The following is a 26,472-nucleotide window of genomic DNA, read 5'->3' on the forward strand; positions in this document are numbered from 1 at the left end:
ACCCCACCCGCGACTACCAACCTCAGGCAAACCCCAACACGACGAAACCCCCGAACCCGTAGGTTCGAGGGTTTCCGATGTCGTGCGACATCACACTGTCGGGGTGGCGGGATTTGAACCCACGACCTCTTCGTCCCGAACGAAGCGCGCTGCCAAGCTGCGCTACACCCCGGTGCACGCCGTCGTGCGCGTGCTTGGAAAAGTCTAGCGGACTTCCAAGGTGGTTGTGACCGCCTTTAGGGCCGGGGTACGAGGGTCAGCAGGGTCGCCTCCGGGAAGCAGGCGAAGCGGGCCGGGGCGTAGGGGGAGGTGCCGAGGCCGGCGGAGACGTGGAGCCAGGCCGAGTCGTGGCGGCTGAGGCCCTTGACCCGGGCGCGGTCGATGCCGCAGTTGGTGACCAGGGCGCCGTAGAACGGGATGCAGAGCTGGCCCCCGTGCGTGTGGCCGGCGAGCAGGAGCTGGTAGCCGTCGGCGGCGAAGCGGGTCATGTTGCGGGGCTCTGGGGAGTGCATGACGCCCAGGCGGAGGTCCGCGTCGGCGGGTGCGGGGCCGGCCACGAGGTCGTAGCGGTCGCGGTTGATGTGGGAGTCGTGGATGCCGGCCACGGCCACGTCGAGGTCGCCGACCTTGATGCGGGCCGTGGTGTTGTTCATGTCGAGCCAGCCCTCGGCCGCCATGCCCGCCCCGAGCTCCTCCCAGGGCAGGTTGGGCACGTGCTGGCGGCGGTCGTTCTTGGAGGTGCGCCACAGGTAGCGGGCCGGGTTCTTCGGCTGCGGGGCGTAGAGGTCGTTGCTGCCGTAGACGAACAGGCCAGGGCGCGAGAGCAGGGGCTCCAGGGCGTGCAGGAGCGAGGGCACGGCCTCCGGGTGCGCGAGGGAGTCGCCGGTGTTGACGACGAGGTCGGGCTCCAGGGCGCCCAGGGAGCGGACCCAGTTGATCAGCATCGTCCGGCCTGGCGTCAGGTGCAGGTCGGACAGGTGGAGCACGCGTACGGGCCGCTGACCGCGCTCCAGCACGGGCACGTCGAAACGGCGCAGACGGAACCAGTTGCGCTCCACCACGGAGGCGTAGCCCAGCCCGGCCAGGCCGAGCCCGAGCAGGGACAGGGGCAGTGCGACGGCTTTCCTCACGTACTCATGATGCCCGAGATCCGGCGCGAGGCGACCTGGTGGTCCGCGCAGACGGCAAGATGGAGCGCATGAGCGCATTGAAGGACAAGCTGAAGGCCGATCTGACGGCCTCGCTGAAGAGCCGGGACGAGGTACGCCTCCGGACCATCCGGATGGCCCTGGCCGCGGTGAACGTCGAGGAGGTCGCCGGCAAGCAGGCCCGCGAGCTGAGCGACGACGAAGTCGTCAAGGTCCTCACCAAGGAGGCGAAGAAGCGGCGCGAGGCGGCGGAGGCGTTCGGCAACGCGGGGCGGGCCGAGCAGGCTCAGGCGGAGCTGGACGAGCAGGCGGTGCTGGAGGAGTACCTGCCGGCGCAGCTCTCCGACGAGGAGCTGGCCGCGCTGGTCGACGCGGCCGTCGCCGAGACCGGGGCCTCGGGGCCGCAGGCCATGGGGCAGGTCATGAAGGCCGTGAACCCGAAGGTCGCCGGTCGGGCCGAGGGCGGCCGGGTGGCGGCAGCGGTCCGAGCCAAACTCGCCGCCAACTAGGTCGGTTGAATCCGGATAGGTAGGACGACTCGGCTGGGTCGAGGGGGCCTGCGTCGCGGGCTGACCGCCTGACCTATCGCGCCGTCGGTCAGCGCCGGACGTGTCCCGGTCGGTCGACGCCGCACACGTCGTAGTCGCCGGCTGGTCCCGCACGGTCGTCGCCGCCCCGGCCGATGCCCCACGAACGCACCGCCCCAGAGCGCCTGAGGGCTTCTCTGCGGGCCTGTGGGGCGCTCCTGGTCATCCGCAGGTCGAGGCCTCCCCCCACGCCGTGGGCGGAGGCCTCAGCGGCTTCAGCGGCCGGGTGTGATCGGTCCGGCGTCGCCGGCCGGGGCGATCGGTCCGGCGTCGCCGCCGCGACCGCGGCCGGGGCCGTCACCGAACCGGTCGGGGCCGCGCCCGTCGCGCGGCCCGTCCCCGTTGCCGAAGTCGAAGATGTCGAACGGGTCGCGCGGCCCGTCGCCGTCCTTCTTCTTCTTGGGCGGCTTGGGCGCGCAGTTGTCGGTGCACCCGCCGAACCGCGACCGGTCCACGGAGGCGAACTTGGGCGCCTCGACCCCCTTGAGGGCCTTGAGCATGGAGTCCTTCCAGATGCGCCCGGAGATGGACGAGCCGTACACGTACGGGTAGTACCGGCCGCCGATGGTGATCCCGATCAGCTTGTGGGCCGAGGTGCCGCGCGGGTCGCCCAGGCTGACGGCGGAGGCCAGGTTGGGGGTGTAGCCGGAGAACCAGGCCGACATGTAGTCGTCGGTCGTGCCGGTCTTGCCGGCCGCGTCGCGCCCGATGCCGCCGACGTCCTGCATGGTGCCCTTGGTGAAGACGCCGGACAGGATGCCGTTGACCGCGTCGGCGACCTCCTCCTCCAGCACCTGGGAGCACTTCGGCTTGTACTGCTTGGCCTTGCCGTCCCGGTCCTTGATCTCGGTGATGGCCAGCGGCCTGCAGTACTGGCCGCGCGAGGCGAAGACCGCGTAGGAGCTGGCGATGGTGACGGGGTCGACCTCGTTGACGCCGAGCGTGAACGTCTCGACCTCCTGCAGCTTCTGGCCGTCGGCCCGCTTGACGCCGAGCTTCTTGGCCATCTTGACCACGTCGCAGAGCCCGACCTTCTGCTGCAGCTTGACGAAGAAGGTGTTGACCGAGCCCCAGGTGCCGCTCTCCAGCGTCTTGAAGCCGCCGCCGCCCTCGCTGGAGTTGCGCACGGTGTGGCTCGGGTCGCCGACGTTCTGGCCCTTGCAGTTCTTGAACGAGCTGTAGGAGCCGGCCTTGTACCCGGACGGCGACGGGAAGCCGTCACCGTACTTGAGGCCCTCCTCCAGGGCGGCGGCCAGCGTGTAGACCTTGGCCGTCGAGCCCTGCTGGAACCCGCGGCCGCCACCGTGCGCCCCGTCGGCGACGATGTTGTAGCTCATCTCGTTCTTCTTCTTGCTGCGGCCGAACTTCCGCGAGGCGGCCATCGCCTTGATCTCGCCGGTGCCGGGGACGACCATGGCCTGCGAGGCCACGGGCTTGTCCTTCGAGCTGACGTACTTCTTGATCGCCTTCTCGGCGGCGGCCTGCATGTCGCGGTCGAGCGTGGTCTTGATCTGCAGGCCGCCGCGCTGGAGCAGCTTCCTGCGCTCCTCCTGGTTCTTGCCGAAGTCCTCGTTGTTGAGGATCTCGTACTGGACGTAGAGGCAGAAGTATGGATATTTGCTGGCCTCGCAGCCGCCGGGGACCTTGACGTCCTTCCAGCCCAGCTTCTTCGCCTTGGCGGCGGCGGCCTCCTGGACGGTGATCTTGCCGATCTCGGCCATCCGGTCCAGGACGAGGTTGCGCCGCTCCAGCAGCCGCTTGCGGGCGTCCGCGCCGACGTTGGGGTCGGTCCTGGCCGGGTTCTGCACCGCACCGGCGAGCGTGGCGGCCTCGACCAGGTTGAGCTTGGAGGCGGGCTTGTCGAAGAAGCGCTTGGCCGCCGCCTGCACCCCGTGGGCGCCCGCGCCGAAGTAGGCGATGTTGAGATATTTCTCGAGAATCTGGTTCTTGTCGTACTTCTTCTCGATCGCCATCGCGTACCGCAGCTCGCTCAGCTTGCGCGAGAGGGTGGGGGCGATGGCCGCGGCCTTCTCCTCGGGCGTCTCGGCCGCGTTGACCAGCACCTGCTTGACGTACTGCTGGGTGATCGACGATCCACCCTGCATGACGCCGCCGCTCGTGACATTCTTCACGAGCGCTCTGGCCGTTCCCTCCACATCGATCGGCCCGTGCTGGTAGAAACGGAAGTCCTCGATCGCGATCAGTGCGGTCTGCATGATCGGGGCGACCTGATCGAGGCGGACGACCTGCCGGTTCTCGAAGTAGAACTGCGCGATCTGCTTGCCGTCGGCGTCGAACAGTTCGGTGCGTTCGGGCAGAGGAGGTTCGTCGAGGTTCTCGGGCTTGAGGTTGAGCCCTTCGACCGCGGTCTTGGTGGACATGCCTGCTCCGCCGATCGCCGGCAGAGCCACAGCGGCAGCGAGCACCCCCGCCGCGGCCCCGGCGATGACGAGCCGCAGGACGTTGAGTACGGGGTTAGAGCGATCTTTGCGCTGCGCTTGCACGCTACCAAGGGTACGTCGAAAGACTGACCTATCCGGTAGCACGACACCATTTCGCCTTGACTGACGGGGGTGACTAGTCATTCCCGGTCAAGACTGCTGCGAGAAATTGGTCCTCTGGGGTCTGTCGGCCCGAACGTCTAGTTGCGTACGTTCTCCCTGCGGCAACTGAATACGGAGGCTCGGCGCCCGCGCCCGTCGGCCCCAAATGACGACTGACCACCTAAGGGGAGTGGGGTCGAACAATGTGGATCACGGATTGGACCTCCCGTGCCGCCTGTAAGGGTGCGGATCCGGATGCCCTGTTCGTGCAGGGCGCCGCGCAGAACAGAGCCAAGCTCATCTGCCGGGGTTGCCCGGTCCGTACCGAATGCCTCGCCGATGCACTGGACAATCGCATCGAGTTCGGGGTGTGGGGCGGTATGACCGAACGGGAACGACGTGCGCTGCTTCGACGGCGACCTGACGTGGACTCGTGGCGCGAGCTGCTCGAGTCCGCCAAGGAAGAGTACGAACGAACCAACGAGCTGATCGCGGGCTGACCCCAGCCCGGCGACCGTCGTACGGCCGGCGCCGCACGCCGGCCGTACTTCTATGCGGTCGCCAGCAGAGTCCCGATCTGTCGCAGACCCGACAGGTCGTGGACGTCCTCGGACATGGCGCGAACTTGGACCACGGGCACCGTGGGGTGAGCCGAGACGAAATGCTCCTGCTCGCGGCTCTCACGAGCGGCGAGTTGCATCCGCCCGGCGTGCAGCCGCAGCACGGCGGCGGTGAGCTCGTGCTCGCCCCTCGACTCAAGGTCCTCCGCAGCGGCGGCGCTGCGGGCGGCCGAGAGCGCCGGGGCGGGAGATTCGTGCACCCGGTTGACCACCAGGCCAGCCAGGGGCATGCGCTCCTCAGCCAGGCGCTCGACGAAGTAGGACGCCTCGCGCATCGCGTCGCGCTCGGGCGCGGCCACCACCACGAAGGCCGTGCCCGGGGCTTGGAGCAGCCGGTACGTCATCTCGGCCCGCTGCCTGAACCCGCCGAACACGGCGTCGAGCGCGGACACGAACGTCTGCAGATCCTTGATCACCTGGGCGCCCAGCAGCTTGGTCATCGCCCCGGCCATCAACCCGAACCCGACGTTGAGCAGCCGGAACGCGCTGCGCCCCCCGGCCTTGGCCGGAGCGGTCAGCAGTTTGATGAACCGGCCGTCCAGGAAGCGCCCGAGCCGCTCGGGCGCGTCGAGGAAGTCGAGCGCCGAGCGTGAGGGCGGCGTGTCGACGATGATCAGGTCCCACTCGTCCGAGCGGCGGAGCTGGCCGAGCTTCTCCATCGCCATGTACTCCTGCGTGCCGCTGAAGCTGGACGACAGGGACTGGTAGAAGGGGTTCGACAGGATCTGCCTGGCCCGGACCGGGTCGGCGTGCGCCTCGATGATCTCGTCGAACGTACGCTTCATGTCCAGCATCATGGCGTAGAGCTGGCCGTCGCCCTCGGGCGAGCTGACCAGGCGCGGGGTGTTGTCCAGCTCGGTCAGCCCCATCGACTGCGCCAGCCGTCTGGCCGGGTCGACGGTCAGCACGACCGCGCACCGGCCGCGTTCGGCGGCCCGCAGGCCGAGCGCCGCGGCGGTCGTGGTCTTGCCCACCCCGCCGGCGCCGCAGCAGACGATGATCCTGGTGCCGGGGTCGTCGAGGATCGCGTCGACGTCGAGTCTGGCGGGCTTCTTCACGCTGCTCCCTGGGTGCGCATGCTCTCGGCGAGCTCGTACAGGCCGGCCAGGTCGACGCCGTCGGCGAGGAGGGGCAGCTCGTAGTTCTTCAGCTCCGCCCCGGCCAGCGTCTCTCGCTCGGCGCGCTCCAGCTCGGTGCGGCGGGCGTGCTCGACGACCTCTTCGGCGAGCGCCTCGGCCAGCGCGGTGGCCTGCGCGCCGTCGGCCACGCCGCTCGCCTTGAGCCCGAGCGCGAGCTCGCCGGCGTCGAACCCGCCCTTGACAGCCGTGTCAAGAGTCGCCCGCGGCAGCAGTGACTCGCGCACCATGTTGATGAAGACGCCTCCGGCGGGCAGGCCCGCGGCGCGCAGTTCGGCCAGGCCGTCGAGGGTCTCCTGCACCGGCATCTCCTCCAGGAGGGTGACGAAGTGCACGGCCGTCTCCGGCGACTTGACCACGCCGCTGACCAGGTCGGAGTGGTTCTTGATCGGCCCGACCCTGGCCAGGCCCGCCACCTCCTGGGTGACGTTCAGGAAGCGCGTGATGCGGCCCGTGGGCGGCGCGTCGAGCACGACCGCGTCATAGATCCTGCGGCCGTTCCTGCCGCGCCTGCGCACCGCCTCGGTGGTCTTGCCCGTCACGAGGACGTCGCGGAAGCCGGGGGCCACGGTGGTGGCGAAGTCGACGATGCCCATCTTGGTCAGCGCCCGCCCGGCCCTGCGCATCCCGTAGAACATCTCCATGTATTCGAGCATGGCCTCCTCAGGATCGATGGCCAGCGCGTAGACGTCGCCGCCCGAGGGCGCGACCGCGATCTTGCGCTCCTCGTAGGGGAGCGGCGGCAGGTCGAAGATCTGCGCGATGCCCTGCCGGCCCTCCACCTCCACGAGCAGCACCTTGCGGCCGCCCGAGGCGAGGGCGAGAGCGAGCGCGGCGGCCACGGTCGTCTTGCCGGTGCCGCCCTTGCCGGTGACGACGTGGAGTCGTACGTCGGTCCAGTCCGTGTCCGGAGAGTCCACGTCTCGAGGCTACCGAACGGTCACTTGTCGTAAGCCGACGACCATCCTTTGAGATTGCTCACACTACGCTGATCCTCATGAAGAAATGGGAGTACCTCACGGCCCCCGTGCTGATCCACAACACGAAGATGATTCTCGACAACTTCGGGGCCGACGGCTGGGAGCTGGTTCAGATCGTCCAGGGCGCCACGCCCGAGCAACTCGTCGCCTACTTCAAGAGGGAGAAGCCGTGACGCCCGAGCAGAAGATCGCGGAGCTGGGGTTCACGCTGCCCGAGCCGGTCACGCCGGTGGGCTCCTACCTGCCCACCGTCCGTACGGGCGATCTCGTCTACACCTCCGGCCAGGTGCCGATGCTGGAGGGCAAGCTGCACCAGACCGGCAAGCTCGGCGTCGACCTGGGCGTCGACGAGGGCAGGGCGCAGGCCCGCATCTGCGTGCTCAACGCGCTGGCGGCGCTGAAGGGCGAGCTGGGCGACCTGTCGAAGATACGGCGGATCGTCAAGGTCGTGGTCTTCGTGGCCAGCGCGCCCGGCTTCACCGAGCAGCCCCAGGTGGCCAACGGGGCCAGCGACCTGCTCGCCGAGGTCTTCGGTGACCAGGGCAAGCACGCGCGCAGCGCGGTGGGGGTGGCCGCGCTTCCGCTGGACGCGCCGGTCGAGGTGGAGCTGATCGCCGAAGTCGGCTAAGTGGGCATATGTCACCATGACCGAGTGATGTTCTAGGAGGAGGTCATGTGACTGGATTGCCGCTTCCAGCCGAGCTAGCCGCCCGGGCTCGGGAAGTCCTGGCCGGGCGGGTCCAGCCGGTGCCGGCGCGGGACGCCGCCACGGTGGTGCTCCTGCGCCCGGGACCGGAGGTCTACCTGCTGCGGCGCAAGGCCACGATGGCCTTCGCCGCGGGCGCGTACGTCTTCCCCGGCGGCTCCGTCGACGCCCGCGACACCGACCAGGCCGTCGCCTGGGCCGGGCCGTCCCCGGCCGAGTGGGGCGAGCGCTTCCGCGCCGACGAGCGGCTGGCCAGGGGGCTCGTGTGCGCGGCCGTACGGGAGACGTTCGAGGAGTCGGGCGTGCTGCTGGCGGGCCCTGGGCCCGACTCCGTAGTGGCCGACACGACCGGGGACGACTGGGAGGCCGACCGGCTGGCGCTGATCGACCGCGGCCTCGGCTTCGCCGACTTCCTCGCCCGGCGCGGCCTGGTGCTCCGCTCCGACCTGCTCAAGCCGTGGGCCCACTGGATCACGCCCGAGATCGAGCACCGGCGCTTCGACACCCGGTTCTTCGTCGCCGTGCTGCCCGAGGGCCAGCGCACGCGCGACGTGGGCGGCGAGGCCGACCAGGTCGTCTGGCAGCGGCCCGGCGAGGCGATCGAGCTGGCGCACAAGGGGGAGATCTTCCTGATGCCGCCGACGTACACGACGCTGAGGGAGCTGAGCGGGTACGACGGCGTGGCCGGCGTGCTGGCCGAGCACCGGGAGATCGAGACGATCATGCCGAGGGCCGTGGAGATCGAGGGCGAGATGCGGCTGGTGACGCGATGAGCGGGCCGCGCATGTCGATCGGGCCGGGGACGCGATGAGCGGGCTCGCGCATGTGGATCGGGTTGGTGACGCGATGAGCGGGCGGCCGCGGAAGGAACTGACATGAGCGGGCTGCACATCCCGATCGACACGCCCGACGGATCCCGTACGACGCACGCCGAGAACCTGCTCGCCCCCAACCCGTCGGCGATGACCCTCGACGGCACCAACACCTGGCTGATCGGAGCCGGCGACGAGGTGATCGTCGTGGACCCCGGCCCCGAGGACGAGTCGCACCTGCGCCGCGTGGCCGGCCACCTGGGGGAGCGCCGGGTCACCCAGATCCTGCTCACCCACGGCCATTTCGACCACAGCGGCGGCGCCAAGCGCTTCGCGGGGATGGTGGACGCGCCCGTGCGCGCCCTCGACCCGCGCCACCGGCTGGGCGACGAGGGGCTCGCCGACGGCGACGTGGTTACCGTGGCCGGCCTGGAGATCCACGTGTACGGCACCCCTGGCCACTCGTTCGACTCGCTGTGCTTCTGGCTGCCCGAGGACCGGGCGATGCTGACCGGCGACACGATCCTCGGCAGGGGCACCACGATCATCGCCCGCGACGGCGGCCTGGCCGACTATCTGCGCAGCCTCGACCGCCTGCGGGCGGCGGCCGAGAGCCTGGACGCGCGGGCGCTGCTGCCGGGACACGGCCCGGTGCTGTCCGACCCGATCGGCGCGCTCGACGGCTACATCACGCACCGGCGGCAGCGGCTCGACCAGATCAGGGCGGCCAGGCGGCAGGGAGCGAAGACGCCGCGCCAGATCGTCAAGATCGTCTACGCCGACGTCGACCGCTCGCTCTGGCCCGCCGCCGAGATGTCGGTGGCGGCCCAGCTCGACTATCTGGACCGGTTGTAGAGCCGGTCGATGTCGAGGATCACCACGGCCTTGGCCTCGATCCGCAGCCAGCCGCGCTGGGCGAAGTCGGCCAGCGCCTTGTTGACCGTCTCCCGTGAGGCGCCGACGAGCTGCGCCAGCTCCTCCTGGGTCAGGTCGTGGTGGACCCGCGTGCCGTCGTCGGTCTTGGTGCCGAACCGCTCGGCCAGGTCGAGCAGCTGCTTGGCCACCCGTCCGGGCACGTCGGTGAAGACCAGGTCGGCCAGCACGTCGTTGGTACGCCGCAGCCGCTGCGCGAGCGCGCGCAGCAGGTGGAGCGCCACCTCGGGCCGGCCGGTCAGCCAGGGCCGCAGATCGTCGTGGCCGAGGCCGGCCAGACGCACCTCGGTCAGCGCCGTCGCCGTCGCCGTACGCGGCCGCGGGTCGAACAGCGACAGCTCGCCGAACATCTCGCTCGGCCCCAGCACGCTCAGCAGGTTTTCGCGCCCGTCGGGAGAGGTGCGGGAAAGCTTGATCTTGCCCTCCAGCACGACGTAGAGGCGGTCGCCCGTCTCGTTCTCGTGGAAGAGGGTCTGTCCCTTGGACAGCTGGACCTCGGTGATGCTCGTGCGCAGCGCCGCGGCGCTCTCGCGGTCCAGCGCGGCGAACAGGGGGGCCTTGCCCAGCACATCTTCGGTGTTCACTCTGCCTCCTCTGCTGCCATTGTGACTCACCCCACTCCGGGCGGCACACACAGGTTATGGGAATGCCGGAGTGTTCACGGCATGCCCCGGTGCGTGGCGTCCCGGGGGAAACGTACAGGATGGCCGTGCCTGTTCCGTGACCGGCACCGAACCGTCTCATCCCGCGGTACGCGGCGGTCTCATCCGGCGGTGCGCGGCGGTTTCATCCCGCGGTGCGCAGCAGGCCGTCCACCGAGGCCACCGCCGCGGACATCGAGCGGCTGAGCAGCACGCGCAGCACGTCCACGGACTTGGGGCGGGAGGCGGGGTCGGGGTGGCGGCAGCGCTCGACCGCGATGCGCAGCGCGGGCGTCAGCGCGGCGGTGTCGCCGTGCCCGTCGCCGGTCGCGGCGAAGACCACCAGGTCGGCCCAGTCGCGTACGTCCCGAGCCTCGGGCAGGTCGGCGCCGTCGTCGTCGCCGGTCCGCCAGCCGATGAGCACCTGGCCGCGCGTCCCCAGCGCCACGCTCTCTGGGCTGAGCCGCAGCCCCGCGGTGCCGTGGGCGTGCAGCTTGGCCATGGCCGCCACACAGCTCACGGCCAGCCGGTGCAGCGCCTGACCGCGCAGCGGCCCACCCGTCCTGACGAACTCCGCCAGCGTCGCTCCCTGATCGCCCACGGCCGACCCCCTTCCACGCGTCAGGTTGTACGCCGCTGAAGCCGTCCCGGGTTCAACCGTTCGCCGAAGCTTCTACTCTTGCCGCATGGCGACGAACGCGGCGGGGCGCAAGCCGGAGACCCAGCTCGCACTGGTGCGGCGCGCGCGCAAGATGAACCGCATCCTGGCGGAGACCTACCCTGACGCCCACTGCGAGCTCGACTTCCGCACCCCGCTGGAGTTGCTGATCGCGACCATCCTGTCCGCCCAGTGCACGGACAAGCGGGTCAACATGGTCACCCCCACCCTCTTCGCGAAATATCCCACGGTGGAGGACTATGCCGCCGCCGACCCGTCGGAGATGGAAGAGATCATCCGCTCGACCGGCTTCTTCCGCGCGAAGACCAACAGCATCATCGGCATGGCCAGGGCCGTCCGCGAGCGCTACGGCGGCGAGGTCCCCGGCAAGCTGAAAGACCTGGTCACACTGCCCGGAGTGGGCCGCAAGACGGCCAACGTGGTGCTCGGCAACGCCTTCGACGTGCCGGGACTGACCGTCGACACCCACTTCCAGCGGCTCGTCCGCCGCTTCGGCTGGACCGAGGAGACCGACCCGGTCAAGATCGAGCACATCGTGGCCGAGCTGCTGCCCAGACGTGAGTGGACGATCTTCTCCCATCGGGTGATCTGGCACGGCCGCCGCATCTGCCACGCCCGGCGGCCCGCGTGCGGCGTGTGCCCGCTGGCCGCGCTCTGCCCCTCGTACGGGACCGGCCCCACGGACCCCGTTCAGGCGGAGAAACTCGTCCGGCCGGGACCCTTCTCCTGAACGCGGGAAGTCATCGGGGATCGCGCGTGTTGGAGGATTCGTGACTGAAGTGCCCGACTGGCTGGAGACCCTTGCGGCGCAGGCGCAGCGGATCCGAGTGCCCCGCATCCTCCGGCCACCCGCCGGGCGCGGGCGCTCCGCGGCGGTGCTGATGTTATTCGGCGACGGTCCCCATGGGCCCGACGTGCTGCTGATCCAGCGCAGCACCCGCGGGCGCAGGCACGCCGGCCAGCCGGCCTTCCCTGGCGGCGGCGTCGATCCCGAGGACGCGGGGCCCGTCGAGGCCGCGCTGCGCGAGGCCGAGGAGGAGACCGGCGCCGACCCGCGCGGGGTGCACGTGCTGTGCACGATGCCCGAGCTCTACCTGACCCACAGCGACAACCGGGTCACGCCGGTGATCGCCTGGTGGCGCGAGCCGTCGGCCGTGCACGCCGCCTCGCCCGACGAGGTCGACTCCGTCGAGCGGGTGCCGATCGCCGAGCTGGTCGATCCGGCCAACCGGGTCACGCTCCGGCATCCCAGGGGCACGGCGGGGCCCGCGTTCCGGGTGCGCGGCATGCTGGTGTGGGGGTTCACCGCGATGCTGCTCGACACGGTGCTGCGTGAGGGCGGGCTCGAACAGCCCTGGGACCCCGAGCAGGTCGAGGACCTGCCGCCCGAGGCCGTCGCGCTCGCCGCACGCGGCTGAGCCGGGGGATCCGACAAGCAGCTTGCAGCGCTCAGCGGGCGGATCGCAGCGCCACCCCGAGCGCGGCCCAGCCGGCCACGTCGGCGTCGCTGTCGGAGGCCAGCGTGCGCAGCGTCTCCAGCCCTGCCCGGTCGGGAGGCTCGCCGAGCACGTGCTGGAGCGCGTACGCGGCCCCGTACCTGACCCTCGCGTCCTGATGACCGGCCAGGTCGATCACCGACGGCAGCGAACGCGGGTCGGCCAGATGCCCGAACGCGATCAGCACCGAGTAGAGCACCATCGCGTCGTCCTCGCTGGCGGCCAGAAAGCGCAGCACCGGCAGCGTACGGTCCGCGAACGGCCGCAACATGCCCATGATGTCCACGCCGAGCAGCCGCTCGGCGACCGTGTCCGCGGCGCACAACCGCCGCGCCTCGATGAAGGACTCCAGGTCACTGCGCTGGCGCAGCAAGGAGATCACGTGCCAGCGCAGGGGACCGTCGGGATCGGTGTCGCCCAGAGCAGCCTGGATGAGATCCTGCACTGTTCCCTCGTCCGGCGGCATACCGCTCAAGATAGCCAGCAGGGTGACGCCGTCCTGATCGAAGACGTGCACACTTGACCGTATCGCTGGTTACCTTTGAATCGTGCGCGGTGATCTGCTTGACCTCATTCTGATCGGCCTCGTGATCGCCTTCGGCATCTCGGGTTACCGGCAGGGCTTCATCATCGGGGCGATGAGCTTCGTGGGGTTCGTGGGCGGTGCCGTGCTGGGCGTCTTCATCGCGCCCCCGATCTCCAAGGCCGTCGTCGACGGCGACACGCCGCAGGCGCTGCTGGCCATCGTGATCGTCTTCCTGGCCGCGACCATCGGCCAGTTCGCCTCCTCGACGCTCGGCGCCGTCGTACGCAGCCACGTCACCTGGGAGCCGGCGAAGGTCGCCGACGCGGTGGGCGGCACGTTCGCCAGCGCGCTGTCCGTGCTGGTCATCGCCTGGCTGATCGGCTCGCTGATCGTCTCGACCTCGTTCAACCCGCTGGTCGACCAGGTCAAGAACTCCGCGCTGCTGACCACGGTCGACGACGCCATCCCGCAGGGCGCGCGCAACTGGCAGCAGCCGTTCAAGAAGTTCATCGACCGCTCGGAGTTCCCGCCCGTCTTCGACGCGATCGGCGCGGGGCAGCTCATCGACGTGCAGCCGCCCGACCAGAGCGTGCTCCAGGGGCCCAACCTCAAGCGGGCCCGCCGCGCGATCGTCAAGGTCCAGGGCAACGCGGAGAGCTGCAACAAGCACATCGAGGGCACCGGCTTCGTCTACGCCCCCGGGCGGATCATGACCAACGCCCACGTGGTCGCCGGCGTCACCCGCGACCTGCAGGTCATCGACTCCGAGAACGTCCGCCACAACGCCACCGTGGTGCGCTACAACCCGCGCCGCGACATCGCCGTCCTCTACGTGCCCGGCCTGCGCCTGCCGCAGCTCAGCTTCGACGGCGACGGCAGCCGCGGCGACAGCGCGATCATCGCCGGCTTCCCGAAGGGCAAGGGGTTCACCGCCGAGCCGGCCAGGATCGGCGGCCAGCTCGACGCCGAGGGCCCCGACATCTACCGCGAGAACACCGTGCGCAGGAAGGTCTACGCGATCAGGGGCCAGGTGCTGCCGGGCAACTCCGGTGGGCCGCTGCTCACGGTCAGCGGGCGGGTCTACGGCGTGATCTTCGCCGCCGCGATCAACGAGGAGCAGACCGGCTACGTGCTGACCGCCGAAGAAGTGGCCCCCGACGCCTCGGCGGGCCGCAACGACACCAGCCCGGCCAGCACCCAGGAGTGCGACTAGCCGTTTCCAGTAGGGAGTTTGCCCAGGATGAGCGCGATGGCCTCGCCGGGATCGCTGTCCTGGGTCAGACCTGAGGCCGCCTTGCCGACGGGGTCGTACGCGCCCCCGTACGACTGCGCCCTCGCCGCCCCCCTGCTGAACAGCGTCGCCGCGCCGCGCCCGTTGCCACGCTGCAGATGCGTCAGCCCGACGCAGATCTGCGCGAGCCCCTGCCACAGCTCCCGCTCCTCCTCGGGAGCGCACTTCCAGCGGCCCTCGAACACCTCGTGCGCGTTGAACGGCAAGCCCTCCTCCAGGAAGCGGCGGCCGTCGGCGAGCGCCTGCTCGGTGGTGGGGGCGTACTCGTCGGGGACCCTGGGCAGGCCGGCGGAGCCGTAGGGGAGCGGCCTGCCGTACGCGTCGCGCGGCCTGGCGTTGCGCGGCCGGCCCTCGGGGTCGCGATCTCTCATCGGTCGGGCTCCGGATCGTTCAGCCAGCCGAGCAGCTCGGTGTCGAACACGTCGGGAATCTCCTCATGGGGGAAGTGGCCGGCTCCTTCGAGCAGCCGCCACCGGTAGGGTGCCGCCACGTAGCGGCTCGAACCCTGCGCCGTACGGGGCAGGACGCTCGGGTCGAGCGCTCCGTGCAGGTGAAGAGTGGGGGCCTCGACCTCCGTACGCATCGCCCTGGCGTAGCGGCGGCCGTCGGGACGCAGCTGGGAGCGGCCGAACCAGCGGTGGTACTCCAGCGCCGAGTGCGCCACCGCCGGGATCATGAACGCCTCCCGGTACGTACGCGACTCCTCCGGCTCCGGCCAGCCCGGCCGCGACCAGGTGTCCAGCAGCCGGCCGACCAGCGCCGCGTCATGGCGGGTGAGCCGGCGTTCGGGCAGCAGCGGAAGCTGGAAGCCGAGCCTGCGCCCGCTCACCCTGAGCTGCCCGAAGGGGTCGGTCAGCAGCGCGTTGCGCAGCCGCAACGGATGGGGCGCCGACACGGCGACCAGCCGGCGCACGCACTTGGGGTCGAGCACGGCCATCGTCCAGGCCAGCAGCCCGCCCCAGTCGTGGCCCACCACGATCGCCCCGGTCTCGCCCAGCGCCCTGATCAGCCCGGTCGCGTCGGCGGCCAGCGTGGGCAGGTCGTAGCCGCGCGGCGGCTTGTCGCTGCCGCCGTAGCCGCGCAGGTCGGCCGCCACCGCCCGGAACCCGGCCCCGGCCAGCGAGGTCAGCTGATGCCGCCAGGTCCACCAGAACTGCGGGAACCCGTGCAGCAGCAGCACCAGCGGCCCCGAACCGGCCTCCACGACGTGGAAGCGGGTCCCGCCCGCGTGGACCGCGCGGTGCGTCCACGGCCCCTGGATCTCGACGACCGACTCGTCAGGTGCCATCGCGGGTCACCGGCTCGCGATCCGGGTCGAGCGCGGGCGGCGCCTGCTCGTCGGGCGTGGCGATCTCCTTGAGCCCCTTGATCGACCTGGCGGTGCGCTTCATCCCGGCCAGGCCCTTGAGCCTGCGGATCCCGATGAACACCAGCAGGCCCGCGACCAGCAGGTAGAACACGGTCACGATGAGGAAGGCGAGCCAGGTGGGCATGACCTGGGCCAGCGCGTACGCGATCGTGAACGAGGCGAGGATGAGGCACAGGTGCGCCATGAAGGCGGCGGCGGCGAACAGCCCTCCGGCCATGCCGACCCGCTTGGCGTCGAATCTGAACTCGGCCTTGGCCAGCTCGATCTCCGAGCGGACCAACGACGAGATGTGGCTGCTCGCCTGGGCGACCAGCGAGCCCAGCGATTCTTCTTCCTCGGGAGTCTGCGGCATGAACGTCTCCTATCGGGGCTCGGTGGCCGTGTCAAACATCATCCAGCGCGATGCGGCGGCGTACTGACAGCCAGGCACCGCCGAACTTATCTGGCACGAGTCCCGCCAGCACTCTCAGGACTACCCGATGAGAGGAGATCGCGCCCCGGCTCGACCCGGCGAGCATGACCATGAGGGGGCCGAGGCTTTCCCGGGGAGTGTGTCGTACGTCTCCGGGCACGGCTTCCCAGCGCGCCCCCGGGTATCCAGGAGGCCCCAGGTCCCGATTTTTCGGGACCTGGGGCCTCCTGGGGTGCGTCGCCGGTCGTCAGTCCTCCGACTTGGCGGAGGGGAGCTTCTCCGAGATGAGGTTCATCACCGTGCTGTCGGCCAGCGTGGTGACGTCGCCGATGCTGCGGTTCTCGGCCACGTCGCGCAGGAGGCGCCGCATGATCTTGCCGGAGCGCGTCTTGGGCAGCTCGGGCACCACCAGGATCTGGCGCGGCTTGGCGATCGGGCCGAGCGTCTTGGCCACGTGGTTACGCAGCTCGGCGGCGATGTCGTCGCTCTCCTCGGCAGACCCGCGCAGGATGACGAACGACACGATGGCCTGGCCGGTCACCGGGTCGGTCGCGCCCACGACGGCCGCCTCGGCCACCTTCGGATGGCTGACCAGCGCGCTCTCCACCTCCGTGGTGGAGATGTTGTGGCCGGAGACCAGCATGACGTCGTCCACCCGGCCGAGCAGCCACAGATCGCCGTCGTCGTCCTTCTTGGCGCCGTCGCCGGGGAAGTACATCCCCTCGAAACGGCTCCAGTACGTGTCGATGTAGCGCTGGTCGTCGCCCCAGATGGTGCGCAGCATGGACGGCCACGGCTCGCGTACGACGAGGAAGCCGCCGCCGCCGTTGGGGACGCTGTTGCCCTGGTCGTCGACCACGTCGGCGCTGATGCCCGGCAGCGGGCGCATGGCGGCGCCCGGCTTGGCCGCGGTCACGCCCGGCAGCGGGCTGATCATGATCGCGCCGGTCTCCGTCTGCCACCAGGTGTCCACGACGGGGCAGCGGTCGCCGCCGATGTGCTCGCGGTACCAGACGTACGCCTCGGGGTTGATCGGCTCACCGACGGAGCCCAGGACGCGCAGGCTGGACATGTCGTACTTGGCGGGGATGTCGTCGCCCCACTTCATGAACGTCCGGATCGCCGTCGGCGCCGTGTAGAGCAGCGTGACCTGGTACTTCTGCACGATCTCCCAGAAGCGGCCGCGGTGCGGCGTGTCCGGGGTGCCCTCGTAGATGACGCTGGTGGCGCCGTTGGCCAGCGGGCCGTACACGATGTAGGAGTGACCGGTCACCCAGCCGATGTCGGCCGTGCACCAGTAGATGTCGGTGTCCGGCTTGAGGTCGAAGACCGCGTCGTGAGTGTAGGCCGTCTGCGTCAGGTAGCCGCCGGTCGTGTGCAGGATGCCCTTCGGCCGGCCCGTCGTGCCGCTGGTGTAGAGGATGTACAGCGGGTCCTCGGCGTCGTGGGACTCGGCGGTGTGCTGGTCGCTCTGGCGATCCACCACGTCGTGCCACCACACGTCCTTGTCGCCGGCGGCGACGTCCTGGCCGGTGCGCCGGACGACGAGGACGTGCTCGACCTGCGGGCACTCGGCGACGGCCTCGTCCACGGTCGGCTTGAGCGCCGACGGCTTGCCCCTGCGGTAGCCGCCGTCGGCCGTGATGACCAGCTTGGCGTCGGCGTCGTCGATCCGGCTCTTCAGCGCGGTGGCCGAGAACCCGCCGAACACCACCGAGTGGATCGCCCCGATCCGGGCGCAGGCCAGCATGGCGATCGGCAGCTCGGGGATCATCGGCATGTAGACGGCGACCCGGTCGCCCTTGCGCACGCCCAGCTCCAGCAGGGCGTTGGTGGCCTTGTTCACCTCACGCTGGAGGTCGGCGTAGGTGAGCGTGCGGCTGTCGCCCTCGGGCTCGCCCTCCCAGTGGTAGGCGACCTTGTCGCCGCGCCCCGCCTCGACGTGGCGGTCGACGCAGTTGTAGGCGACGTTGAGCTCGCCGCCGACGAACCACTTGGCGAAGGGGGGATTCCACTCGAGCGTCGTGTCCCAGCGCTTGGTCCAGGTCAGCCGGTCGGCCGCCTGCTCCCAGAAGGCGAGGCGGTCCGCGGCGGCCTCGGCGTACGCGGCCGAGGTCACGTTGGCGGCGGCCGCCAGCTCAGCCGGTGGCGCGAACCGGCGATTCTCCTTCAGCAGGTTGGACAGCGCCTGGGTCTCGTTACCAGCGGGCTCCGGGGCCACCTCATGCTCCTTCTATGGCCAGATTGGACAGGTTCGTGTCCCACTTCACCAGCTCACGGCCTCCGTACACAAGAGGTCTAGACAGGTCTGTACCGTGTGTGCGGGCCGATCGCGATCTTATCCAGGTGAATGACAAACGCTATTGAAACGTTGTCATCTTGAAATGGAGTTATGTCGTGGGGCGCGTTATGGGCGGATGATCGATAGCGCGTACGTGCGAATCCTCCGGTGGTCTTCGGTCCAAATCGCCGTGTCTTTCGTGGTTTTCCGCTTGTCGGGCGGGTGCTTTCCGCGTGGCGGGCGGGCGTTTTGCCGGGTGTCGGGCTGTCGTTTTCGGGGTGGCGGCCCGCGTGCCGATGCCGACACAGACAGCCACCGCCCGTGGCGGTCCGCCCTGCCTTGCCCATGAGTCCGACCCGTAGGCGTTGCCCAGGGCGCCGACCCGTAGGCGTTGTCCAGGGGCCCCGACTCATGGGCCCGACCCATGGGCCCGGCTACCCATGCATCGGTCCCCGGCCTTACCCACGCGTCGGTCCCCTGCCTTACCCCATGCGCCGGTCCCGGCCCTACCCATGGGTAAGGTCAGGTCTCGTGAGTGACCCCTTGGCCGTGATCGCCCAGTTCCCCGGCGTACCGGAAGCGGTGGACGAGGCCCGCCAGGCGGTGGACCGGCTCTACCGCCACCGCGTCCTGCGCCGGGCCAGCCCCGCCGTCTCCACGGAGTCATCCCTGCGCGGGGCCCGCGCCTCCGCGGCCATCGAGGGCGTGGACGTGCCGCTCGACGCGCTGCGCCGCGACGAGGCGCACGACCCGCTCGTCCAGGGGGCGCTGCGGGCCTCGGCGGAGATGGGACGCATGGGCTCGACCTGGCGTGCCGCGCCTCGGCAGGTGCTGGCCAGGCTGCACGCGGTGGCCGCGGCCGGCCTCGCGCCCCAGGAGGAGCTGGGCCGTCCCCGTTCGCTCGACGAGGCCCCCGACCCCCTGTCCCTGGGCCCCGCGCCCGCCGCCGCGGACGCAGCGAGCCGCATGGAGGGCCTGCTCGGCCTGCTGGAACAGCCCACGAAGGCCCCCGCCGTGGTGCTGGCCGCCGTGGTGCACGCCGAGCTGGCGGTACTCAGGCCGTTCGGAACGGCGGACGGGATCGTGGCCCGCTCGGCCGGGCGGCTGACGCTGGTGGAGTACGGGCTCGATCCGAAGTCGCTGGTGGCGGTGGAGGTGGGGCATCTGGAGCTGCCGTATGGGGAGGCGCTGCGGGCATACCTGAGCGGGACGCCGGAGGGCGTGGCGGCCTGGGTACAACACTGTGCCTCTGCGGTAACCCTGGGAGTACGCGAGACGACTGCGATCTGTGAGGCCATGCAGAGGGGCTGACCGGCACTTCACGGCCTGACGCACCCGGGGCTGAACCGCCCCTACCGGAAGAAATCTGACACAGCTGACGGCGTCTCAGTCATGAGACGCCGTCTGCAGTGCATCACACCGGGTTACCAGGCGTGCACCTCAATCCGTCGGAGCGGGTCAAGCCCGTCACGACGCGCCTCCCGCGGCTGGTCGCACGTGGGTGCCCGGCTGATGCACCCGGACAAGTAGTCCGGTGACACCTTTCTACGTCGGATTCGCCCTGATGGGAACCCCTCGGGTCAAGACCTTTACCCACCCGTGGACCCTCGCGTCCTAGCCGGGGTCCTGGCCGCTTCGCTCAGGTCGGTTATCAACCCGTGACGATCACTCTCCGTGATCGCCTTTATGTGATCGTTATGGCGTTACGAAAAAACTTGGCGAAAATACGAGATTGCTCCTCGACGAAACTTGAGTGGATCGGGCAGCATACGTGGGTATCGCCAGTAACTGGAGCGAGCGTGCGGGGGTTGCCTTTGCGAGTCCCTTGCCAGGCTCCGGTGTAGTGATGAAAGCTTTCTTCTGAAACGGGACCGGCTCTACCCCCCCGGAGCCGGACCGATCAGGCGACCCCCGCTCTCCCCCCCGGCGGGGGTCGCCCCTTTTCCCCACCTCCCCGGGCCACGGCCCGCCCCCTACGGCCTGCCTCCCACAGCCGGCTCCTTACGGCCTGGTCGCCAGGTCCTGCTCCCTCCTCCCTACGGCCTGCGCCCTACGGCCGTACGCGTCTCACCGCTCGACAGCCATCGGGTGCCTGCCTGCGCAACCACCATGGCGCGACCTGACGACCTCCCTCCACGAACCCACTTCCTCGCCGCCTCCCACACTTGCTTCCACAGCAACCTTCTCCAGGAACCAGGAGCCAAGGAGCCAAGGGGCTGAGGGCTGAGGGCTGATGAGGCCAGAGGCCACAGAGCCGAGGCCACAGAGCCGAGGACTGAGGACTGAGGGCTGGGCTGGAAGCTGAGGGCTTGAAGGCCGGGAGTTGGCGCTGAGACTGGGAGACCCGCCACTCACGCTCTTGTCGTGGGAGACCCGCCACTCACGCTCTCGTCGTGAGAGGCCGGCTACTCACGCTGTCGTTGTGAGAGGCCGGCTACTCACGACGAGAGCGTGGGAGACCACCCCACTCATGCCGTCGACGCCCAGCGCCATCAGTCGGGTTACTCCCAACCGCGTCAGAGCCGCCTGCCACACCTTGCCCTGCGGGGGTCGTCTCCACGCCCTGCACGCCAGCCCAACTAAGTGCCGAAAGTCAGTCCGGCCGCCCTCGACTTGGCCTCCCTCATCGGCCGGTCCAACACCGCAGCCTGTTACCCGTACCGACTCGCCTGCCATCCCCTGGCCTCGCGTGGGTCGTGTCCAAGCCCTGCGCGTCGGCCAGCCAAGTATCCGCGCGTCAGTCCGGCCGTCATCGGCTGGCCTCTCGAATGGGCCGGTTCAGTGTCACCGCAGCCTGTTGCCCTGTACTGATCCGCCTGCCGCACCCTGGCCCTGTGTCGGTGTCTCTATGATCTGCATGCCAGCCCAGCCAGGTGCCGCACGCCGGTCCGGCCGTCATCGGCTCGGCCTCCCGTATCAGCCGATCCACCGCCACCGCAGCCTGTTGGCCGTACCGACCCGCCTGCCACTGCGCCCCATCGGGTCGTGTCCACGCCCTGCAGGCCGGCCTGCCAGGTGCCCGCGCGTCGGTGCGCCGCCCGTCGGCTTGGTCTCTCGCGTCGGCCGGTCCACCGCCACCGTCGCCTGTAGTCCGTACCGACCCGCCTGCCACTCCCGGTCTCGTGTGGGTCGTGTCCACGCCCTGCACGTCGGCCTGCCAGGTGCCCGCGCGGGCGGCGGCCGTCATCATCGGCGTGGTCTCGCGTCGGCCGGCCAGCGTCACCGCAGCCTGTTACCCGTACCGACCCGCTGACTTGCCACCTGCAGCGATGCGCGCCGGCCTGTCACTCGTGCTGAGGCGCGTCCGGGTCAGGAACCGGCATCGATCCGCACTGAGCCTGTAGCCCGCGCCCGACCTGCTCTGGCTCGCAACCCACATCGACCGGCTGTGACCTGCACCCGCGTGGTCCGCTGTGGCCTGCAACCCGCACCGATCCGCATTGCGCCCGTGAACCGTCCCGACCTGCCCGACTAGCCACCTGCACCGACCTGCCCCCGATCAGCTACTTGTACCGATCCGCCCTGACTTGCTACCCGCCCGTTCCCCGTACCGGCCTGTTCCCCGCACCCACCTGTTCTCCGTACCGGCCCGTTCCCCGCACTCGGCTGCTCCGGCCCGTCAGCCACAGCCTGGAGCCGCCTCCTGCTTCGCGCCCGCCCGCACGTCGTCCTGAGCCCGCTTCCATGCACGATCACCTTCACCCTGCCGCCACCCTCACCCTGCTCCCACCCTCACTCCTGCCGCCAGCTTCAGCCGAGCCGCTGGCTTCTCCCGTGCCGCCCGTTATCCACAGGCCCCACCACCCACCCACCCGTTATCCCCAGAACCGCGTTCGGAGCCCAACCACCTCCCACCCTTCCACCAGAGTTGCCCTCCCGACAGCACCCCGCCACCCACCGACCCATCAACGGACCGACACACCGATCCGCCGATCCGCTGACTCATCCGAGCCACTGACTTACCCACCCCCCTTCAGGCTGCTGGGAGGCCGACCTTGAACCGTCCGTTGGTCATCACCGAAGACCACGCCCTGCTAGACGACCTCGTCCGCATAGCCGCCGCAGCCGGCGCCCAGCTCGACGTGGCCCATGTCCCCGCCCACGCCCGCCCCTTCTGGAACTTGGCCCCACTCGTGGCCATCGGCGCCGACCAGGCAGACGCGGTGGCCGCGACCTCACCCCCGACCCGCGACCAGGTCCTCCTCGTCACCCGAGATCTGGAAGACCAGGACAGCTGGCGAAAATGCGTGGCAGTAGGCGCTCAGTCCGTCATAGCCCTCCCCGCCGACGAACGCAGACTGGTCGACCTGTTCGCGGACGCCATGGACCCCGATCCTCGCTCAGGGTCCGTGATCTGCGTGATCGGCGGCCGGGGCGGAGCCGGCGCCAGCGTGCTCGCCGCCTGCCTGGCCCTGAGAGCCTCGGCCGACCACCTCCGTACCCTCCTCGTGGACGCCGATCGCCTGGGCGGAGGCATAGACGCCCTGCTGGGCCACGAGGAGGCGCCGGGCGCCCGCTGGGGAGACCTGGTGGCCAGGGAGGGCCGGATCAATGCCAGCGCACTGCAGGCGGCGCTCCCCGCGTTCGGCGACCTGGCCGTGCTGTCCTTCCACCGAGGCGAGGTGCCGGCCATCCCGGCCCAAGCCATGCGCTCGGTCCTCGAAGCGGGCAGACGGGGCTTCGACCTCGTCGTGGTCGACCTCCCCCGGCACCTTGACGAGGCCGCCATCGAAGCCCTGACGAGGGCGAAGACCACTCTGACGGTGGCCACGGCCGACGTGCGCGGCGTCCTGTCGACGGTCCAGATCCTGTCCGAGGTACGCAAGCACACCGCCGACGTCCGCGCGGTCCTGCGCCCGGGCGTGGTCGACGACGACACGGTCATGATCTCCCTGGGCATCCCGTCCGCCGGCACCCTCCCCGACCAGCCCCGGCTCACCGCCACCCTCAACCGAGGCGAACTCCCCAGGCTGGGCCCCCGCACCGTACTCGGCGCCCTGTGCACCTCCCTCCTGCGCGACCTGCTCCCGGCGACATGACGACTCCCAGCACCCGCCAAGAGCCCCCCGAAGGCGTCGTCTCGCCGGACCTGGTCGAAGCCGTCCGCATCCGTCTGGCCCGTACCGGCGTGGAACCCAGCGCCGCCCAGGTGGCCGTGGCCCTGCGAGCCGAGAAGTCGGTGTACGGGGACGCGGAGATCCTCGCCGTGGCCCGGGCCCTCTGCGCCGACCTGATCGGCGCGGGACCGCTCGAGCCCCTCCTGGCCCGGCCCGACGTAACGGACGTCCTGGTCAACGGCCCCCGGGAGGTGTGGATCGACGACGGCACCGGCCTGCGCCGCACCTCCGTCGCCTTCGCCGACGACGGAGCCGTCCGCAGGCTGGCACAACGCCTCGCGACCGCCGCCGGCAGACGCCTGGACGACGCCTCCCCTTACGTGGACGCGCGCCTTGCAGGAGGTGTACGCCTGCACGCCGTGCTCCCGCCAGTAGCCTCCGGCGGTACCTGCGTCTCCCTGCGCCTGCCACCACGCCGCACGTTCACCCTGACGGACCTGGTCGCCGCCGGCACCATCGCCCCGGCCGCGATCCCGGTGCTCACGGCCATGGTCACCGCCAGACTGGCCTTCCTGGTAACGGGGGGCACCGGCACAGGAAAAACCACGCTCCTGTCCGCCCTGCTCTCCCTCGCCGACCCAGGCGAGCGCCTCCTCCTGGTGGAGGACTCAGCCGAGCTCCGCCCCCTCCACCCGCACGTCGTCCGCCTGGAAACCCGCCCAGCCAACCTGGAGGGTGCCGGCGGGGTGGAGCTGCGAGATCTCGTACGCCAGGCGCTCCGCATGCGCCCCGACCGCCTGGTGGTCGGAGAGGTGAGAGGCGCCGAGGTGGTGGACCTGCTGGCCGCCCTCAACACCGGCCACGAGGGCGGCTGCGGCACCCTCCACGCCAACACAGCCGCCGACGTACCCCCGCGCCTCGAAGCCCTGGGCTGCGCGGCCGGCCTGACCAGAGAAGCCGTACACAGCCAACTGGCAGCAGCCCTGGACGCGGTCATCCACCTCACCCGCAACCGCGCGGACGGCCGCAGACGCATAGCGGAGATCTGCCTACTCTCCAGAACGCCGTCCGGCCTCGTCGAGTCGATCCCAGCCCTGACCTTCACCACCGCCGGCCACCCCCACCCCGGCCCCGCCTACGACCGCCTGACAACCCAAACCACCACCCACCGGGCTCCGTCCACAACCCGTCCCACGCCTCTCACCACCGCTCCGGCGGTAGGTCGAAAGCTCACACCGCAGCGCTCAGCCGCAACCTTCGCTGCGTACTCCACCCCTGTTGCCCGCTCCAGCGACTCCAACCGAGCCGAGCCCTCATGACCAGCGCATTCCTGGCCGCACTGTCCACAGCCTGCGCCGTCTGGCTGTGGACAGGTCCAACGGTGGCCACCACCCGCTTGAGCAAACTCCTGACGCCCTCACACGACCTCAACCGGCGGCCTCACAACCAATCCCTGTCCAAGCTCCTCACCCGCCCCAGCCCCGCCCGCCGCGCCGAAGCCTGGCGACGAGCCTCGATCGAGCTGTGCCAATCCCTGTCGGCGGAGCTGTCCGCCGGCCGCACTCCAGGCGAAGCCCTCACCAGAGCCATCACGGCGGTGGAGTTCCCCGACCCCGACCTCCTCCGCCCGATCGTCGCCGCAGCCAGGGACGGCGGCGACGTACCAGCAGCCTTGGCCTCGTCAGCCCCACCTCAGGGAGGCGAGGGCCTACGTCAGCTGGCGGCCTGTTGGGAAGTCGGCACCACGGTCGGCGCCGGCATGGCCGCCTTGGTCGACCGGGTAGCGCACACGTTACGAGCGGCCCAAGCCCACCGCCAGGACGTCGCGGCACAACTGGCAGGACCGCGCACGACAGCCAGAATGCTGGCCCTGCTCCCCGCTCTCGGCCTCCTCATGGCAGGAGCCCTGAACATGCATCCCCTGGACTTCCTGTTCGGCAGCCTCCCGGGCTTCATGTGCCTGATCGCAGGCATCGCCCTCGACGCCTGCGGCCTATGGTGGACCAACCGCATGGCCACCCAAGCCCAAACCTGACCCCGCATGACCACCCAAACCAAGGCGACCCCGGTCAAGGCAAAGGCGCGGACCCGCGTTGCTACCCATACCCGGCGTGGAAGTACGTGGCCACCCAAGCCAAGGCGTCGGCCTACTCAAGGCAAGGCGTGGACCCCCATGGCCTCCTTGGCTCAGGCGCGGCCTTGCATGACCACTCAGACCAGGCACGTCCCGACCCTCAACCGTCCTCTGTGTAACCCATATCCGCTCACCAAGAGAGCGAGAGCGCCGAGTCCACGATGATCCAACTGCTGTCCGCTCTATGCGCCGGAATGGCGGCCTGGTTGTGGTTCTCCTCGAAGACCCCCACAGAGCGCCTCGCCCGCCTACACCCACAAACCGACGCCTCCCGAACCCCGGCCACTCCCCACCCCCAACAGCCCCAAAGCCTCAGAAACCAGTCCAACCAGATCCCAGACAGCAACCAGCCCCCTCCCTGGCTCACCACCCAAGGCCCGCGCCGCCGCCCGAGCCGCAAAACCCTGCTCACGGCCACCTGCACCGGTGTGATCTCGGGGCTCCTGATCGGCGGTTACACCGGCGTCATAGCCGTTATCGTCATCACCCCGGCAACGGCCTTCATCCTCCACAAAAAGGAGCCTCAGCAAAGCCACCACGATCGCCGCCGCATCACCACCGACCTGCCCTTCGCCGCAGACCTGATGACCGCCTGCCTACGAGCAGGCCGCCCCGTGAGCGCCGCCACCGAAATCACCGCCACCGCGATAGGCGGCCCTCTCGGCGAACGCCTGACCTGGGTGAGCAGCCAACTACGTCTAGGAGCCGACCCCGAACCAACTTGGGCAGCCCTGGCCGCAGATCCCGCCATGGGCCAACTGTCCCGAGCCATGGGCCGAGCAGCTCAAAGCGGCGCTCCCGTCGCAGACGTCCTGACCCGTCTGGCAGACGACGCCCGCGAAGCAGCCAGAGCCACGTCCGTCGCCGCAGCAAGAAGCGTAGGCGTAAAAGCCGTAGCCCCCTTGGGCCTGTGCTTCCTCCCCGCCTTCGTCCTACTCGGCATCATCCCGGTCATAGCAGGCCTGGCGTCGACCATCACCATCCCCTAACGTCACCCATCCACACACGGGAACTCCCGAACCCCGAACCTCCAGGCCTCGAACCTTCCAGCTCCGCCCCCGAACCCCCGTCCTTCGGATCCCCCGGGCCCCGAAACCCCTGAAGGACAAAACACCCCAGGA

Annotated in this window: 25 protein-coding genes and 1 tRNA gene; 14 read left to right on the forward strand and 12 right to left on the reverse strand. The window is 70.0% G+C overall.

Going from position 1 to position 26,472, the window contains the following annotated elements:
• Nucleotides 1-98: 98 nt before the first annotated feature.
• Nucleotides 99-172 (reverse strand) — tRNA-Pro (locus B0I32_RS19180).
• A 64-nt stretch (nucleotides 173-236) separates the two neighbouring features.
• Nucleotides 237-1,130 (reverse strand): metallophosphoesterase, encoded by an 894-nt coding sequence (locus tag B0I32_RS19185; protein ID WP_106241088.1) that lies wholly within the window; start codon nucleotides 1,128-1,130, stop codon nucleotides 237-239.
• A 68-nt stretch (nucleotides 1,131-1,198) separates the two neighbouring features.
• On the opposite strand from B0I32_RS19185, the gene B0I32_RS19190 reads away from it, so the two are divergent.
• Nucleotides 1,199-1,657 (forward strand): GatB/YqeY domain-containing protein, encoded by a 459-nt coding sequence (locus tag B0I32_RS19190; RefSeq protein ID WP_106241836.1) that lies wholly within the window; start codon nucleotides 1,199-1,201, stop codon nucleotides 1,655-1,657.
• A gap of 293 nt (nucleotides 1,658-1,950) precedes the next feature.
• On the opposite strand, the gene B0I32_RS19195 is transcribed toward B0I32_RS19190, so the two are convergent.
• Nucleotides 1,951-4,116, reverse strand: a complete 2,166-nt coding sequence (locus B0I32_RS19195) for a transglycosylase domain-containing protein (protein ID WP_245955915.1) — start codon at nucleotides 4,114-4,116, stop codon at nucleotides 1,951-1,953.
• Nucleotides 4,117-4,481: 365 nt separating this feature from the next.
• Here B0I32_RS19195 and B0I32_RS19200 point away from each other — a divergent pair, with 365 nt between their 5' ends.
• Nucleotides 4,482-4,778: a WhiB family transcriptional regulator gene (locus B0I32_RS19200; protein WP_020542548.1), complete on the forward strand. Its 297-nt coding sequence runs from the start codon at nucleotides 4,482-4,484 to the stop codon at nucleotides 4,776-4,778.
• 50 nt (nucleotides 4,779-4,828) lie between these two features.
• Here B0I32_RS19200 and bagB read toward each other — a convergent pair whose 3' ends face one another.
• Nucleotides 4,829-5,956 carry an ATPase BagB gene (gene bagB, locus B0I32_RS19205; protein ID WP_106241093.1) on the reverse strand — a complete coding sequence of 376 codons (1,128 nt, stop codon included), beginning with the start codon at nucleotides 5,954-5,956 and terminating at the stop codon, nucleotides 4,829-4,831.
• Nucleotides 5,953-6,954: an ATPase BagA gene (gene bagA, locus B0I32_RS19210; RefSeq protein WP_106241096.1), complete on the reverse strand. Its 1,002-nt coding sequence runs from the start codon at nucleotides 6,952-6,954 to the stop codon at nucleotides 5,953-5,955. Before bagA ends, bagB begins: the two co-directional genes overlap by 4 nt.
• Before the next feature lie 77 nt (nucleotides 6,955-7,031).
• On the opposite strand from bagA, the gene sp36 reads away from it, so the two are divergent.
• The 4 genes from sp36 (at nucleotide 7,032) to B0I32_RS19225 (ending at nucleotide 9,387) form a co-directional block, all read left to right on the forward strand.
• Complete coding sequence (gene sp36 / locus B0I32_RS58845; protein WP_157549052.1) at nucleotides 7,032-7,187, forward strand: Sp36 family protein; 156 nt, start codon at nucleotides 7,032-7,034, stop codon at nucleotides 7,185-7,187.
• Entirely contained in the window at nucleotides 7,184-7,642 is a 459-nt protein-coding gene (locus tag B0I32_RS19215; protein WP_219911894.1) for a RidA family protein, read from the forward strand. The genes sp36 and B0I32_RS19215 overlap by 4 nt, the downstream gene beginning before the upstream one ends.
• Nucleotides 7,643-7,698: 56 nt before the next feature.
• On the forward strand, nucleotides 7,699-8,493 hold the full coding sequence (locus tag B0I32_RS19220; protein WP_106241101.1) for an NUDIX hydrolase: 795 nt from the start codon (nucleotides 7,699-7,701) through the stop codon (nucleotides 8,491-8,493).
• 102 nt (nucleotides 8,494-8,595) lie between these two features.
• The gene (locus B0I32_RS19225; protein ID WP_106241104.1) at nucleotides 8,596-9,387 is read left to right on the forward strand and encodes an MBL fold metallo-hydrolase; all 792 of its coding nucleotides are present in this window, start codon (nucleotides 8,596-8,598) and stop codon (nucleotides 9,385-9,387) included.
• On the opposite strand, the gene B0I32_RS19230 is transcribed toward B0I32_RS19225, so the two are convergent.
• Together B0I32_RS19230 and B0I32_RS19235 are read right to left on the reverse strand one after the other, a co-directional pair.
• Complete coding sequence (locus B0I32_RS19230) at nucleotides 9,369-10,049, reverse strand: Crp/Fnr family transcriptional regulator (protein ID WP_106241107.1); 681 nt, start codon at nucleotides 10,047-10,049, stop codon at nucleotides 9,369-9,371. The two genes, B0I32_RS19225 and B0I32_RS19230, sit on opposite strands and share 19 nt — an antisense overlap.
• 202 nt (nucleotides 10,050-10,251) lie before the next feature.
• Nucleotides 10,252-10,707, reverse strand: coding sequence for a protein kinase family protein (locus B0I32_RS19235; protein ID WP_106241109.1), 456 nt, complete (start codon nucleotides 10,705-10,707; stop codon nucleotides 10,252-10,254).
• A gap of 85 nt (nucleotides 10,708-10,792) precedes the next feature.
• Here B0I32_RS19235 and nth point away from each other — a divergent pair, with 85 nt between their 5' ends.
• A complete protein-coding gene (gene nth / locus B0I32_RS19240; protein ID WP_106241112.1) occupies nucleotides 10,793-11,515 on the forward strand; it encodes an endonuclease III in 723 nt (240 codons plus the stop codon).
• Nucleotides 11,516-11,555: 40 nt separating this feature from the next.
• Nucleotides 11,556-12,203 carry an NUDIX hydrolase gene (locus B0I32_RS19245; RefSeq protein ID WP_106241114.1) on the forward strand — a complete coding sequence of 216 codons (648 nt, stop codon included), beginning with the start codon at nucleotides 11,556-11,558 and terminating at the stop codon, nucleotides 12,201-12,203.
• A gap of 31 nt (nucleotides 12,204-12,234) precedes the next feature.
• On the opposite strand, the gene B0I32_RS19250 is transcribed toward B0I32_RS19245, so the two are convergent.
• Nucleotides 12,235-12,747, reverse strand: coding sequence for a HEAT repeat domain-containing protein (locus B0I32_RS19250; RefSeq protein ID WP_106241838.1), 513 nt, complete (start codon nucleotides 12,745-12,747; stop codon nucleotides 12,235-12,237).
• An 82-nt stretch (nucleotides 12,748-12,829) separates the two neighbouring features.
• On the opposite strand from B0I32_RS19250, the gene B0I32_RS19255 reads away from it, so the two are divergent.
• Nucleotides 12,830-14,020 carry a MarP family serine protease gene (locus B0I32_RS19255; RefSeq protein ID WP_106241117.1) on the forward strand — a complete coding sequence of 397 codons (1,191 nt, stop codon included), beginning with the start codon at nucleotides 12,830-12,832 and terminating at the stop codon, nucleotides 14,018-14,020.
• On the opposite strand, the gene B0I32_RS19260 is transcribed toward B0I32_RS19255, so the two are convergent.
• The 4 genes from B0I32_RS19260 to acs all read right to left on the reverse strand — a co-directional run bounded on the left by B0I32_RS19260 (nucleotide 14,017) and on the right by acs (nucleotide 18,100).
• The gene (locus B0I32_RS19260; RefSeq protein ID WP_106241119.1) at nucleotides 14,017-14,469 is read right to left on the reverse strand and encodes a DUF309 domain-containing protein; all 453 of its coding nucleotides are present in this window, start codon (nucleotides 14,467-14,469) and stop codon (nucleotides 14,017-14,019) included. The two genes, B0I32_RS19255 and B0I32_RS19260, sit on opposite strands and share 4 nt — an antisense overlap.
• Complete coding sequence (locus B0I32_RS19265; RefSeq protein ID WP_106241121.1) at nucleotides 14,466-15,386, reverse strand: alpha/beta fold hydrolase; 921 nt, start codon at nucleotides 15,384-15,386, stop codon at nucleotides 14,466-14,468. Before B0I32_RS19265 ends, B0I32_RS19260 begins: the two co-directional genes overlap by 4 nt.
• Nucleotides 15,376-15,819, reverse strand: a complete 444-nt coding sequence (locus tag B0I32_RS19270) for a phage holin family protein (RefSeq protein WP_106241123.1) — start codon at nucleotides 15,817-15,819, stop codon at nucleotides 15,376-15,378. Before B0I32_RS19270 ends, B0I32_RS19265 begins: the two co-directional genes overlap by 11 nt.
• A 307-nt stretch (nucleotides 15,820-16,126) precedes the next feature.
• Nucleotides 16,127-18,100: an acetate--CoA ligase gene (acs, locus tag B0I32_RS19275; RefSeq protein WP_106241126.1), complete on the reverse strand. Its 1,974-nt coding sequence runs from the start codon at nucleotides 18,098-18,100 to the stop codon at nucleotides 16,127-16,129.
• A 591-nt stretch (nucleotides 18,101-18,691) separates the two neighbouring features.
• Here acs and B0I32_RS19280 point away from each other — a divergent pair.
• The 5 genes from B0I32_RS19280 (at nucleotide 18,692) to B0I32_RS59955 (ending at nucleotide 26,340) form a co-directional block, all read left to right on the forward strand.
• Complete coding sequence (locus B0I32_RS19280) at nucleotides 18,692-19,471, forward strand: Fic family protein (RefSeq protein WP_181307556.1); 780 nt, start codon at nucleotides 18,692-18,694, stop codon at nucleotides 19,469-19,471.
• Nucleotides 19,472-22,155: 2,684 nt separating this feature from the next.
• The gene (gene ssd, locus B0I32_RS19285; RefSeq protein WP_106241130.1) at nucleotides 22,156-23,199 is read left to right on the forward strand and encodes a septum site-determining protein Ssd; all 1,044 of its coding nucleotides are present in this window, start codon (nucleotides 22,156-22,158) and stop codon (nucleotides 23,197-23,199) included.
• Complete coding sequence (locus B0I32_RS19290) at nucleotides 23,196-24,536, forward strand: TadA family conjugal transfer-associated ATPase (protein ID WP_106241132.1); 1,341 nt, start codon at nucleotides 23,196-23,198, stop codon at nucleotides 24,534-24,536. Before ssd ends, B0I32_RS19290 begins: the two co-directional genes overlap by 4 nt.
• On the forward strand, nucleotides 24,533-25,252 hold the full coding sequence (locus tag B0I32_RS19295) for a type II secretion system F family protein (protein WP_106241135.1): 720 nt from the start codon (nucleotides 24,533-24,535) through the stop codon (nucleotides 25,250-25,252). The genes B0I32_RS19290 and B0I32_RS19295 overlap by 4 nt, the downstream gene beginning before the upstream one ends.
• Nucleotides 25,253-25,512: 260 nt before the next feature.
• The gene (locus B0I32_RS59955) at nucleotides 25,513-26,340 is read left to right on the forward strand and encodes a type II secretion system F family protein (protein WP_245955916.1); all 828 of its coding nucleotides are present in this window, start codon (nucleotides 25,513-25,515) and stop codon (nucleotides 26,338-26,340) included.
• Nucleotides 26,341-26,472 lie beyond the last annotated feature (132 nt).

Source organism: Nonomuraea fuscirosea, from assembly GCF_003001935.1.
GTDB classification, from domain to species: domain Bacteria; phylum Actinomycetota; class Actinomycetes; order Streptosporangiales; family Streptosporangiaceae; genus Nonomuraea; species Nonomuraea fuscirosea.